Source organism: Campylobacter sp. W0066.1 (assembly GCF_024723635.1).
In the GTDB taxonomy this organism is placed as follows: domain Bacteria; phylum Campylobacterota; class Campylobacteria; order Campylobacterales; family Campylobacteraceae; genus Campylobacter_D; species Campylobacter_D lari_C.
The window spans coordinates 1-13,118 of the sequence record NZ_JANQCW010000002.1 but is presented as its reverse complement, the minus strand read 5'-3'; the positions used below and the strand labels follow the sequence as shown (position 1 = coordinate 13,118).

At 30.5% G+C, this 13,118-nt stretch carries 14 protein-coding genes and 1 tRNA gene; 14 read left to right on the top strand and 1 reads right to left on the bottom strand.

The genetic code is table 11. From position 1 onward, the window contains the following. Positions 1-89 precede the first annotated feature (89 nt). The 4 genes from acpP to CAMP18497_RS00760 all read left to right on the top strand — a co-directional run bounded on the left by acpP (position 90) and on the right by CAMP18497_RS00760 (position 2,645). A complete protein-coding gene (gene acpP, locus CAMP18497_RS00775; protein WP_039617517.1) occupies positions 90-323 on the top strand; it encodes an acyl carrier protein in 234 nt (77 codons plus the stop codon). Between the two features lie 26 nt (positions 324-349). Next, positions 350-1,564: a beta-ketoacyl-ACP synthase II gene (locus CAMP18497_RS00770; protein WP_263663638.1), complete on the top strand. Its 1,215-nt coding sequence runs from the start codon at positions 350-352 to the stop codon at positions 1,562-1,564. 1 nt (position 1,565) lies between these two features. Continuing rightward, positions 1,566-2,501 (top strand): acetyl-CoA carboxylase carboxyltransferase subunit alpha, encoded by a 936-nt coding sequence (locus CAMP18497_RS00765; protein WP_087700711.1) that lies wholly within the window; start codon positions 1,566-1,568, stop codon positions 2,499-2,501. Between the two features lie 68 nt (positions 2,502-2,569). After that, positions 2,570-2,645, top strand: a tRNA-Phe gene (locus CAMP18497_RS00760). A 2-nt stretch (positions 2,646-2,647) separates the two neighbouring features. On the opposite strand, the gene CAMP18497_RS00755 is transcribed toward CAMP18497_RS00760, so the two are convergent. Then, positions 2,648-3,445: a ferritin-like domain-containing protein gene (locus tag CAMP18497_RS00755; protein WP_337212131.1), complete on the bottom strand. Its 798-nt coding sequence runs from the start codon at positions 3,443-3,445 to the stop codon at positions 2,648-2,650. Positions 3,446-3,526: 81 nt separating this feature from the next. Here CAMP18497_RS00755 and kpsM point away from each other — a divergent pair, with 81 nt between their 5' ends. The 10 genes from kpsM to CAMP18497_RS00705 form a co-directional block, all read left to right on the top strand. Next, positions 3,527-4,303 (top strand): capsule polysaccharide transporter KpsM, encoded by a 777-nt coding sequence (gene kpsM, locus CAMP18497_RS00750; protein ID WP_337212129.1) that lies wholly within the window; start codon positions 3,527-3,529, stop codon positions 4,301-4,303. After that, positions 4,300-4,971 carry a capsular polysaccharide export system, ATP-binding protein gene (locus tag CAMP18497_RS00745; RefSeq protein WP_039617525.1) on the top strand — a complete coding sequence of 224 codons (672 nt, stop codon included), beginning with the start codon at positions 4,300-4,302 and terminating at the stop codon, positions 4,969-4,971. The genes kpsM and CAMP18497_RS00745 overlap by 4 nt, the downstream gene beginning before the upstream one ends. Then, positions 4,961-6,076 carry a capsule biosynthesis protein gene (locus tag CAMP18497_RS00740; protein ID WP_337212128.1) on the top strand — a complete coding sequence of 372 codons (1,116 nt, stop codon included), beginning with the start codon at positions 4,961-4,963 and terminating at the stop codon, positions 6,074-6,076. Before CAMP18497_RS00745 ends, CAMP18497_RS00740 begins: the two co-directional genes overlap by 11 nt. After that, positions 6,076-7,734, top strand: a complete 1,659-nt coding sequence (locus CAMP18497_RS00735; protein WP_337212127.1) for a polysaccharide biosynthesis/export family protein — start codon at positions 6,076-6,078, stop codon at positions 7,732-7,734. The genes CAMP18497_RS00740 and CAMP18497_RS00735 overlap by 1 nt, the downstream gene beginning before the upstream one ends. A gap of 8 nt (positions 7,735-7,742) precedes the next feature. Further along, positions 7,743-8,699: a KpsF/GutQ family sugar-phosphate isomerase gene (locus tag CAMP18497_RS00730; RefSeq protein WP_442867756.1), complete on the top strand. Its 957-nt coding sequence runs from the start codon at positions 7,743-7,745 to the stop codon at positions 8,697-8,699. A gap of 50 nt (positions 8,700-8,749) precedes the next feature. Beyond that, positions 8,750-9,721: a Gfo/Idh/MocA family oxidoreductase gene (locus CAMP18497_RS00725; protein WP_337212126.1), complete on the top strand. Its 972-nt coding sequence runs from the start codon at positions 8,750-8,752 to the stop codon at positions 9,719-9,721. Positions 9,722-9,741: 20 nt separating this feature from the next. Beyond that, entirely contained in the window at positions 9,742-10,692 is a 951-nt protein-coding gene (locus CAMP18497_RS00720; protein WP_337212125.1) for a gfo/Idh/MocA family oxidoreductase, read from the top strand. A gap of 25 nt (positions 10,693-10,717) precedes the next feature. Then, the gene (locus CAMP18497_RS00715; RefSeq protein ID WP_337212124.1) at positions 10,718-11,725 is read left to right on the top strand and encodes an NAD-dependent 4,6-dehydratase LegB; all 1,008 of its coding nucleotides are present in this window, start codon (positions 10,718-10,720) and stop codon (positions 11,723-11,725) included. A gap of 12 nt (positions 11,726-11,737) precedes the next feature. Then, a complete protein-coding gene (locus tag CAMP18497_RS00710; protein WP_337212123.1) occupies positions 11,738-12,898 on the top strand; it encodes a LegC family aminotransferase in 1,161 nt (386 codons plus the stop codon). Positions 12,899-12,912: 14 nt separating this feature from the next. Next, on the top strand, positions 12,913-13,118 hold a 206-nt coding region (locus CAMP18497_RS00705; protein WP_337212122.1), incomplete at its 3' end, for a hypothetical protein.

The window sequence follows — 13,118 nt, the reverse complement described above, 5'->3', positions numbered from 1 at the left end:
GTAATAATCTTTAATTTTTAACTTTTTAAACAAGAAATTTATTTTTTTATTGTAAAATGTGGTTTAATTTTTTAAACTAGGAGATAAAAATGGCAATTTTTGATGATGTAAAAAAAGTAGTTGTTGAGCAACTTAGTGTTGATGAAGATGCAGTTAAAATGGAATCTAAAATCATTGAAGATTTAGGTGCAGATTCTTTAGATGTTGTTGAATTAGTTATGGCTTTAGAAGAAAAATTTGATGTAGAAATTCCAGACAGCGATGCTGAAAAACTAGTAAAAATCGAAGATGTTGTTAATTATATAGAAAATCTTCAAAAATAATTTTAATTTTTAATAAGGAGTGTGGTTTGAAACGCGTTGTAGTAACAGGTATAGGAATGATCAATGCCCTTGGCTTAGACAAAGATAGCTCATTTAAAGCAATTTGTGATGGCAAAAGTGGTGTTGATAAAATCACTCTTTTTGATACCACTGATTTTCCAGTGCAAATTGCTGCTGAAGTAAAAAATTTTGATCCTTTAAGTGTTTGTGATGCTAAAGAGGTTAAAAAAATAGACCGTTTTATACAACTTGGCATTAAAGCAGCAAGAGAAGCTATGGAAGATGCTAAATTTGATGAAACTTTAAACAAAGAAGAATTTGGTGTAGTTTCAGCAGCTGGTATAGGTGGTTTACCAAATATAGAAAAAAATTCCGTTACTTGCGCACAGCGTGGACCACGTAAAATTACTCCTTTTTTTATACCTTCAGCTTTGGTTAATATGCTTGGTGGGATTATTTCAATCGAACATGGATTACAAGGACCAAATATCTCATGTGTAACTGCTTGTGCAGCGGGAACTCATGCCATAGGCGAAGCTTATAAAAGCATAGCTTTAGGTAGTGCAGATAAAATGCTTGTAGTAGGTGCTGAAGCAGCCATTTGTGCTGTGGGTATAGGTGGCTTTGCTGCTATGAAAGCTCTTTCTACTAGAAACGATGATCCAGCTAAGGCTTCAAGACCATTTGATAAAGAAAGAGATGGTTTTGTAATGGGTGAGGGTGCTGGTGCTTTAGTGTTTGAAGAGTATGAGGCTGCTAAAAAGCGTGGAGCTAAAATTTATGCTGAGTTAGTAGGTTTTGGCGAAAGTGCGGACGCACATCATATCACTTCGCCTACTTTAGAAGGGCCATTGCGTGCTATGAAAAAAGCTTTAAAAATGGCAGGAAATCCAAAAGTAGATTATATTAATGCGCACGGAACTTCTACCCCGGTAAATGATAAAAATGAAACAGCAGCTATTAAAGAGCTTTTCAAAGATCAAATTCCTTTAGTTAGTTCTACAAAAGGTCAAACAGGCCATTGCTTAGGTGCTGCTGGTGCTATTGAAGCTGTTATTTCTTTAATGGCGCTTGATCAAGGTGTATTACCGCCAACTATCAATCAAATCGTAGCAGATGAAAACTGTGATCTTGACTATATACCAAATACTGCAAGAAAAAGCGAAGTTAATGTAGTAATGAGCAATTCTTTTGGTTTTGGTGGAACAAATGGTTGTGTGATTTTCAAAAAAGTAGATTAATATGGCTTCTTATTTAGATTTTGAAAAAAATATTCAGCAAATTGATGAGGATTTAGCAAATGCTAAAATCAAAGGCGATGATGAAGCAGTAAAAATTTTAGAAAAAAACCTTGAAAAAGAAACTCAAAAAGTTTATAAAAATTTAAGTGATTATCAACGCTTACAGCTTGCAAGACATCCTGATCGTCCTTATGCGCTTGATTATATTCAAGCTATATTAAGCGATGCTTATGAAATTCATGGTGATCGTGCTTTTAGAGATGATCCTGCTATTGTATGTTATGCAGGCTATATAGGTGGTAAAAAAATTATTGTTATAGGTGAGCAAAAAGGTAGAGGTACTAAAGATAAACTTCATAGAAATTTTGGTATGCCTCATCCTGAAGGTTATAGAAAAGCTCTAAGAGTGGCAAAAATGGCTGAAAAATTTGACATACCGGTGTTATTTTTAGTAGATACTCCGGGTGCTTACCCAGGAGTGGGTGCTGAAGAGCGTGGTCAAAGTGAGGCTATAGCTAGAAATTTATATGAGTTAAGTGCCCTTAAAACAATCACTATAGCAGTAGTTATAGGTGAAGGTGGAAGTGGTGGTGCTTTGGCTATAGGAGTAGCTGATAAACTTGCTATGATGAAAAATTCAGTTTTTTCTGTGATTTCACCTGAGGGTTGTGCTGCTATTTTATGGAATGATCCATCAAAAAGCGAAGCTGCTACTAAGGCGATGAAAGTAACTGCTGATGATTTAAAAACTCAAGGTTTGATTGATGATGTCATCGAAGAGCCAATGAGTGGAGCTCATAGAGATAAAGAAAATGCGATTAAAAATTTAAGTGATTATGTCTTAAAAGCTATAGAAGAATTAGAACAATACGATAAACGTGAATTAGCAGCACTGAGAATGCAAAAAATCTTTAAATTTGGAGCTTTTTCTGAATAATTTGCATTTTTATGCAAATTTCAACTTTTTTTAAAAAAACTATTGTATAATTACAACTTCAATTCAGTGGTTGGATAGCTCAGTCGGTAGAGCAGCAGACTGAAAATCTGCGTGTCGGCAGTTCGATTCTGCCTCTAACCACCATTTCATTTTTTATTATAAAAATTATCTAGTTCTTGAAGTTCGCTTTCATTAAATCCTGCTTGAATTCTAGCTGTTTTGTTATATACTTTTCCTAAAAGATTAAATTCTTTATATTTAGCACAAAGGTCAAGATAGTTATCATTTTCTTTTTTTGTATAATTCCACCAAAAATCTCCTTTATTTACATGTTTAATCTCATCATTTAATATAATGGTAAAAATTTCACTAAATAAACTTTTTATAGGATGATTAGTTGTGTTTAATTTTTCTAAGACAAAAGGATTAGCATCAAGTCCTTTTGCTTCAAGTCCTCTATGAACTATGCCCATTCTATGAGCAAGATTATCTTTGGTTAAGAATAAGGCTTTTTCAAGATTATCATGCGCATGGAAATCTCCATATTTAAAACCAAGTTCATTTAAAGTTTTTTCTAAAAGTAAAAAATGCTTAATTTCCTCATCAGCTACCTCAAGCCAATCTTGATAAAATTTCAATGGCAAGTTTTTAAACCTATAACTAGCATCTAAAGCCAAATTTATAGCACTATATTCTATATGCACAACTGAATGTAATATTTTTGCTAAAGATAAAGTGCTATTTGCTTCTTTTGGACGCCTTATTTTCATAGGATGAAGGATTTTAACTTGTGAGTTCTCACAAATGATCGCTTCATGCGAATGATTAAAATCATACAAATTAGATTTGAAATTTTCATAAAATTCATTAAATAATTCAATCTTTTTAAAAATATCTTTATGATATAAAATTTTTTCTAATTCTTCAAAGAAATTTCTTTTCATTTTTAAACCTTGTTAAATATTATATAAGATAAAAAAGTATAATATAAAAATTTTGAAAATTTAAAAAGGTTTGCTAAAAATATGTTTAATGTCATACATGCTCTTTTTTTTAGAGAGTTAAAGACAAGATTTGGTATTAATAAATATTTGGGCTATTTTTGGGTGATTGGAGAGCCTATGATGGTGGTTTTGGTAATCACTTCTATTGTGGCAGCTATTAGAGAATTTCATCATCAAATCATGCCTGAGGGTATTTCTATTTTTTTATTTTTAGCAGTAGGGATTATACCTTTTTTTATGTTTAGGAGCATTATTACTCAGCTTTTAAATGGTATAGGATCAAATTTAACTCTTTTTGCTTATAAACCTATTCGCCCTATACATGTTTTTATTGCTAGGACTATGCTTGAGTTTTGTATTTATTTTACTATTTTTATTTGCGTAATGTTTTTAGCAGGTTGGTTTTTGCATATGCAAGTTATACCTAAACATTTTTTAGAAGTGATGTTTTCGCTTTTTTTGCTTGTGGTATTTGGTTTTGCTATGGGGATGTGTTTTGCTATAGCAGGACATTTTGCAGAGCCTTTAAAAATGGCATTAAATTATTTAAATATAGTTTTATATTGGACGGCTTTGGTAGTATTTCCTATATGGATAGTTCCAAAACCTATTTTAGACATTTTATATTACAATCCGCTTTTGCATATCATGGAACTTTTAAAATATAATTTTTTTCAAAATTATCCATTGCTTGATGATTATAATTATTATTACCCTATTGCATGTTTGAGTGTGATTTTGTTTTTGGGATTGTTTTTTTATTATTTTACTAGAGAAAAGTTGATAGCGGTGCGATGATAAAATTAGTTAATTTAACCAAATCTTTTCCCTTACGTAATGGTGGAAGACATTATGTTTTTAAAAACTTAAGTTTTGAATTTCCTGAAAATTGTAGTATAGGTTTAATGGGACGCAATGGTGCTGGAAAATCTACTTTAATGAAACTTTTAAGTGGCTCCTTGCTTCCTGATAGAGGCAAGATTATCACTAATAAAAAACTATCTTGGCCTCTAGGCTTGGCAGGTGCATTTCAACACAGACTTTCAGCAAGAGATAATGCACGCTTTGTGGCTAGAGTATACGGTTATAAAGGAAAGGCTTTAGAGGAAAAGATTAAATTCGTTGAAGATTTTGCTGAGCTTGGTAAATTTTTTGATGAGCCTATGAATACTTACTCAGCAGGTATGAGTGCTAGGATATCTTTTGGCTTAAGTATGGCATTTGACTTTGATTATTATTTGATTGATGAAGCAGGTGCTGTGGGAGATCCTAAATTTAGAGAAAAAAGCTCTAAAATCTATAAAGAAAAATTAAGTCAGTCAAAAGTTATCATGGTTTCACATAATGTAGCTGAAATTAAACAATGGTGTGATAAAATTATATTTATGCAAGATGGACAAGCTACTATATATGATGATGTAGATGAAGGTATAGCGGTGTATCAAGGAAAAATAAATGCAAAATGATTTATTAAAAAAGTTTAAAAATTTAAAGATACTTAACTCTTTCAAAATAGTGTTGATTTTGACGGCATTTGTTGTATTTTATTATGTTTTTATAGCAGCAAATCGTTATGTGAGTGAAAGTGTTTTAAGTGTGAAATCAACCACAGGAGATAGCGGAGCTATCACCGGAATTGCTGCACTTTTAACTAATAATTCTTTTTCAAGTGAGGATATAACTTTCTTAAAATCTTATATTCATTCTTTAGATATGCTAAATATTTTAGAAGAAAAAATTCAAATTCGTGAGTTATATCAAAAACAAAAACTTGATTTTTTTTATAGTATTTCTTCATCAGCCAATCAGGAAGAGTTTTTAAAGTATTATCAAAACCGTGTTAAGATTATTCAAGAAAATTCAGCCAATGGGCTTTTGCGTGTAGAAGTTGAAGGTTTTGACCCACAAAGTGCACATTTGATAGCTTCAACTATAGTTAAAGAAAGTGAAAAATTTATTAATGAAATTTCACACAAAGCTGCAAGAGATCAAATGCAATTTGCTGAAGAAGAGCTTTTGCAGTTCAAAAAAAGATATCAAAAAGCTAAAGATGAACTATTAGCTTTTCAAAATAAATATGGAGTATTTGATCCACTCAAACAAGCAGAAGGTGCTCTAAAACTCATTGCTGAACTCGAATCAAAAATAGCAGCCAAAGAAGCTGAACTTTTGATGATGCAAAGTTATATAAATGATAATGCACCACAAATTGTCACTATAAAAAGTGAAATCACAGCTTTAAAAAAACAACTTCAAAAAGAAAAATCCAAAGTTTCATCGCCAAAGTCTTCTCAAAAACTTAATGATCTTGCAGCTAAATTTCAAGATCTAACCATAGAAGCAGGTTTTGCAGAAAGCGCTTACACAGCTGCATTAAAAGCTTATGAGAGTGCTAGGATAGAAGCTTTAAGAAAGATAAAACAAGTGGTTATAGTGCAAAGTCCAAGTTTACCTCAAAGTGCTAAATATCCAGAAGCTTTGTATAATATACTCACAGCTTTTATGATTTTATCTTTGATTTATGGAATTGTTAAATTTACTAAAATGATTATAGAGGAGCATAGATACTAATGAAAAAGATATTTTTATTTTTACTTTTACCTTTGTTTTTATTTTCAGCGGTAGATGTTTCTCAAATCGCAAAAATTCAAAATCAACCATTAACTCCATCTTTAGAGCCACAAATTATAAATTATGATAACAACCAAAGTGATTTTAATCAAACTCAAGTTCCGATAACTAAAGTTTTTGGTGCTCACTTATTTAATGGTAATTTTACTAAATTTACCCAACATGTTTACAATCCTGATTATAAATTAGCAGTAGGCGATAGGATTAATGTAAAAATTTGGGGCGCAGTAGAGTTTATACAAACTTTAACAGTAGATTCTCAAGGAAATATTTTTATACCAAAAGTAGGAGCAATTAATCTTTTGGGTGTGAAAAATAGTGCTTTGGTTCAAGTTATTACAAAAGCTATTAATAAAATCTATAAAAGCAATGTCTATGTGTATGCGGATATGGATATTTATCAAAATGTATCGGTATTTGTTACAGGAAATGTGAATCAACCTGGTCTTTATCAAGGACTAAGTTCAGATTCTATTATACAGTATTTAGATAAAGCTAGTGGAATTAATTTAGAATATGGTAGTTTTAGAGATATTCAAATTTTAAGAGATAATAAAGTTATTAAAAAGATAGATTTATATGACTTTTTACTTAAAGGCCAGCTTGATCTTTTCCCTTTTAGAATGGGTGATGTGATTTTAGTGGGTAGTGTACAAAAGTATGTTTTTGTAGAAGGAGATGTGCAAAAACCTTTTAGATTTGAGCTCAGTAATGATATTTTAAATTTAGAAGATATAGCCAAAGTTGCAGGAGCTAAACCTATAGTAACTAATGCTGTGGTAAAAAGCTATAGAGATGATCATAAATTACATGTGGATGCTTACAGCAAAAAGCAGTTTTTAGGTGTGAAGTTATATAATGGCGATGAGATAGAGTTTAGACCTGATTATACAGCACAAAATATTAGCATTAGTATAGAAGGTGAGCATAGTGGTTTGCACTCAGTGGTGATAAAAAAAGGCACAACTTTAGCTGAACTTGCTAAAATGATTACAGTTAATGATCAATCAAACATTAATGCCTTGCAGGTTTTTAGAAAAAGTGTAGCGACTACTCAAAAACAACTTATAGAAGCCCAACTTAAAGAGCTTGAAACATTAGCTCTAACAAGTTCTTCAGTCAATGCTGAGCAAGCTAGCATTAGAGCTACTCAAGCTAAGACGATTTTAGAATTTATTGCGCGTGCAAAGCAAGCCCAACCAAAAGGACAAATCGTTATAGACAATGTTAAAGCGTATAATTCTATAGTATTAGAAGAAGGTGATGTAGTAAATGTACCTAGTAAAAATAATCTTGTTTTAGTTCAGGGTGAAGTTTCTATACCAGGTGCATTTGTATATATGGATAAAGAAAAATTAAGATATTATATCAACCTAGCAGGTGGTTTTAGCGATAGAGCGGATATATCAAGAGTTTTAGTTATCAATGCTAATGGTAAAGCAACTAAATACAGCGGTAGAAGCTCAGCAGATATCAAAGCAGGAGATTCTATTTTAGTTTTACCAAAAGTAGATAGCCAAAATTTACAAATTTTTAGCATGCTAACACAAATTTTATATCAAATAGCTATTGCAACTAATGTAGTGTTAAATATATAGGAATTTAGATGAGTCAAATCGATGCAATTAAAATAGCCAAAGAAGTTTTTGAGATAGAATCAAAAACGATTTTAGATTTATGCGATAATTTAGATGAAGGTTTTAATAAAGCCATTGAGCTGATTTTATCTATCAAAGGTAGATGTGTAGTAAGTGGTATGGGTAAATCAGGCCATATAGGAGCTAAGATAGCTGCAACCTTGGCTAGCACAGGTACCCCGAGCTTTTTTATGCATCCAGGCGAAGCATTGCACGGAGATCTTGGTATGCTCACAAGTGAGGATGTGCTTTTAGCTATTTCAAATTCAGGAGAAACTGAAGAGGTTTTAAAGCTTATACCAGTAATTAAAAAAAGAAAAATTCCTTTAATTGTCATGGCTGGAAATCAAAACTCTACCCTGGCCAAACAAGCTGATATTTTTATAAACATAGCAGTAAAAAAAGAAGCTTGCCCGCTTCAACTTGCTCCAACTTCTTCTACTACGGCTACTTTAGCGATGGGTGATGCTATAGCAGTAGCTTTGATGAGAGCAAGGAATTTTAGACCTGATGATTTTGCTTTATTTCATCCAGGGGGAAGCTTGGGTAGAAAGCTTTTAACTAGAGTAGGCGATTTGATGGTGTCAAATAATCTACCTATAGTAAGCCCTGAGAGTGAATTTAATGAGTTAGTTGATGTGATGACTAGCGGTAAGTTAGGGCTTTGTATAGTACTTGAAAATGAAAAACTAATTGGAATCATCACAGATGGGGATTTAAGAAGAGCATTAAGAGCAAATGATAAGCCAAGATTTGATTTTAAAGCTAAAGAAATCATGAGTGAGAGTCCAAAAACTATAGAAGCAAACGCTATGGCAAGTGAAGCAGAAGAGCTTATGCTAAAACATAAAATCAAAGAAATAGTTGTCACTCAAGATGAAAAAATAGTAGGTATTATACAACTTTATGCGATAGGGAAAATTTGATTTCTTATAATATTAACTTATAATCGGATAAAAATGTTAAGGAATTATTTATGGTAAAAATACTTTTAATAGGTTGTGGACAATTAGGATCTAGGTATATGCAAGGTTTTTTCAATTCGAATCGTGAAATTATGGTTCAAATATTAGAGCCTAATGAATTTTCAAGAGTTAATTTAAATAATATGCTTTGTGATGACGTCAATAAGAAAGGTAAGAAATATTTTTTTATAGATTCTATTGATGAGGTGTATGAAGATATTAGTTTTGCTGTGATAGCAACTTCTTCTGATGTAAGATATAAAATTCTTGAGGAGTTGGTCAGTAAAAAGCGAATTAAAAAAATTATTTTGGAAAAAGTTTTATTTCAAAAAGAGGAAGAATATTATAAAGCATTGAAACTTATTAATGAAAATAATATACGGTGTTGGGTAAATCACACTAGAAGAATGTTTCCTTTTTATAGAAGAATTCAAGATAATTTAAAAGATAGCAAATATCTTTCTTTTTCTATTTCTGGTGGAAGCTGGGGTATGGCTTGTAATGCTTTGCATTTTTTGGATTGTATAGAATTTTTATCACAGAGTAAGATAGAATCTTTAGATTTATCAAATGTAAATAAAGCATTATATTCTTCTAAAAGAAAAGGATTTTTAGAGATAAATGGTATTATTACAGGAAGAACCAATAGGGCTTTATTTTCTTTAACTTCGATGGAAAATTGTTCCCCTCTTCTTATTGATATTTGCTTAGATGATATGCGTATTATTGTTGATGAAAATAAAGGTCTTTATTATATTCAAGGAGAAAATAATAATTGGGATAGATTTGAATGTTTTGAAGAAAAAATTTGTTATTTTCAAAGCGAGTTAAGTGCAATCTTACTTGAAGATATATTGAATGATTCTTGTCAACTTCCTGAATATAAAGATGCTATGGAATTACATTTGAAATTTATACTTCCTTTGATTGCACATATTAATAGTTTTGGTAAAAATAAATATGATTATTGTCCAATTACTTAAAAAATTTAAAGGATATTGAAATGGTATGGCTTGTTGGTTGTGGTCAAATGGCTCAAGATTATATTAAAGTTTTACAGACTCTTAATGTTGATTTTTTATGCATTGGAAGAGGAGAGAGTAGTGCAAATGTATGTAAAATAAAAACTAACAAAGAGGTTTTTGTTGGAGGATTGCAAAAGTTTATTCTTATGCAAAACGGTAAAAAACCTTCTCATGTAATTGTTGCGACAAATGTTGAATCATTATTTGAGAATTGTCTTTTGCTTCTTAAGTATGGAATAAAAAATATTTTATTAGAAAAGCCAGGATCTTTAAGGTATAGTGAATTTTTGCTTTTAAATGATGAGGCTAAAAAGATAAATTCTAATATTTATGTGGCATACAATAGAAGATTTTATGCGTCTGTTTTGAAGGCAAAAGAGTTGATTTTAAAAGATGGGGGTGTAAGATCCTTTAATTTTGATTTTACTGAATGGAGTCATGTGATCGAAAAATTAGATAAGTCTTCATTGGTAAAAAATAAATGGTTTTTGTGTAATTCTACACATGTTGTTGATTTAGCTTTTTTTCTTGGTGGTAAGCCTAAAAAATTAACCTCTTATACAAATTGTGCTTTAGATTGGCATCCTTCAGCTTCTTCTTTTTGTGGATGCGGAGTTAGTGAAAATAATGCTTTGTTTGCCTATCAATCTAATTGGAAGAGTCCTGGAAGGTGGGTTGTTGAAATATTAACAGATAATTATAGATTAGTTTTTAAACCATTGGAAAAACTTCTTATACAAAATAAAGGCGAAATATCCATAGATTTTTATAATGATATTGATTATACTTTAGATACAGAATATAAACCAGGACTTTATTTGCAATTAAAGAATTTTTTACATAATTTAACAGATGATTTATGTACATTAAATGAGCAAATTGATATGCTTAAATTTTATTATAAAATAGCTAATTATACAGTAGATTAAAAAAATTATTTTAAGGTAATAAATAATGAAAAAGATATTAGTTACAGGTGCAGATGGTTTTATAGGTTCACATTTGGTTGAAATGCTTTATACACAAAGTAAAGACAAGGATTCTTTGTTTTATGGTTATAAAATTAAAGCTTTAAGTCAGTATAATTCTTTTAATTATTGGGGTTGGCTTGAAGATATAGAGTGTTTAAAAGATATTGAAGTAGTTTGTGGAGATATTAGAGATCCACATTTTTGCAAAAACATCACTAAAGATGTAGAAATTATTTTTCATTTGGCAGCTTTAATAGCCATACCTTTTTCTTATGTTGCTCCAGATAGTTATGTGGATGTTAATATAAAGGGTACTTTAAATATCTGCCAAAGTGCATTAGAAAATAATGTAAAGCGTATTATTCACACAAGTACAAGTGAGGTTTATGGTACGGCTTTGTATGTGCCTATTGATGAAAGACATCCTTTACAAGCACAAAGTCCATATTCAGCAAGTAAAATAAGTGCTGATGCTATGGCGATGAGTTTTTATAATGCTTTCAATCTCCCACTGACCATAGCAAGACCTTTTAATACCTATGGTCCAAGGCAAAGTGCAAGGGCGGTGATCCCAACTATCATCACTCAAATTGCAAATGGAGCTAAACAGATAAAGCTTGGAGATGTAAGTCCTACTAGAGATTTTAATTATGTAAAAGATACTTGTTTAGGGTTTTTAGAGTTAGCTAAATGTCAAAAGGCTATAGGTGAAGTGGTAAATATAGGATCAAATTATGAAATAAGCATAAAAGATACTTTAGAACTCATTAAAAAACTTATGAGATCAAATGTAGAATTTATCACAGAAAATGAACGTATCAGACCTGAAAATAGTGAAGTATTTAGACTATGGTGTGACAATAGCAAGATTAAAAGCCTTACTAGCTTTTCACCACAATATGATATAGAAAAAGGCTTAGTTCAAACTATAGAGTGGTTTAGTAATCCTTTAAATTTAAAAAAATACAAAAGTGATATTTATAACATATAATCAAGGTTTGATATGTATTATGATAGTATTTTAAATTTTATAAAAACAATATATAAAACAAATGATTATATACCATTGCATGAGCCAAAATTCCAAGGTAATGAAAAAAAATATCTAAATGAATGTATAGATAGTGGTTTTGTGTCTAGTGTGGGAAAATTTGTAGATAGATTTGAACTTGATATCGCAAATTTTTGTGGTGCCAAATATGCTGTGGCGACTACTAATGGCACCAGTGCTTTGCATCTCAGTTTGCATGCTTTAGGTGTTGATGAAAATTGTGAAGTTATTACACAACCCTTATCTTTCATAGCTACAAGCAATGCTATTGCTTATACTGGGGCAAAACCAGTTTATATTGATGTTGATATAGATAGTATGGGGATGTCACCATTTGCTCTAGAAAATTTTCTTAATACAAATGCACAGATGAAAGATGGTTATACTATTAATAAAAAAACTAAAAAAGTTATAAAAGCCTGTGTTCCTATGCATACTTTTGGACATCCTGTAAGAATACTAGAAATAAAAGAGCTTTGTCAAAAATGGAATATTCATTTGATAGAAGATGCTGCTGAGAGTTTAGGAAGTTATGTTTTATATAACAATGATTTTATCCACACAGGCAATTTTGGAGTTTGTGGAATTTTAAGTTTTAATGGAAATAAGACTATTACATGTGGTGGTGGTGGCGCAATTTTAACTAATGATGAAAATTTAGCTAAAAAGCTTAAGCATTTAAGTACGACAGCTAAACTTCCTCACATCTATAAGTATAAACATGATTCTATAGCTTATAATTATAGATTACCTAATATTAATGCAGCTTTAGCTGTAGCTCAAATAGAACAATTGGAGAAATTTTTATCTATAAAAATGGAACTTTCAAAATCATATGAAAATTTTTTTGAACAAAATGATTTTCCTATAAAATTTATCAAAGCAAGATCAGGAACCAAGCCTAATTTTTGGCTTAATGCTATTATGTTTGAAAATACCAAAGATAAAGATTTATTTTTAGAATATAGTAATAAAAATGGTATAATGACAAGACCTATATGGGTTTTAAGCAATGAATTAAAAATTTATAAAGATTGTCAATGTGGCGACTTGACTAATGCTAAATTTTTAAGTGAAAGAATAGTTAATATTCCAAGTAGTGTAAATCAATAATTAAGGATTAAATTATGCAAGAAAAAATTCAAAATATAATTTTTTATTCGTTGAAAAATTTAGCCGACGAGTTAGAAAATGATGATTTTAAAAACCCTAATTTAAAAACAAAAATTTATGGTATAAATGGAAATTTAGACTCTCTAGCTTTAGTCAGTTTAGTTTCTGATTTAGAAGAGCTTTTAAGCGAGGAATTTAATAAAGAAATTATTTTAGCTAA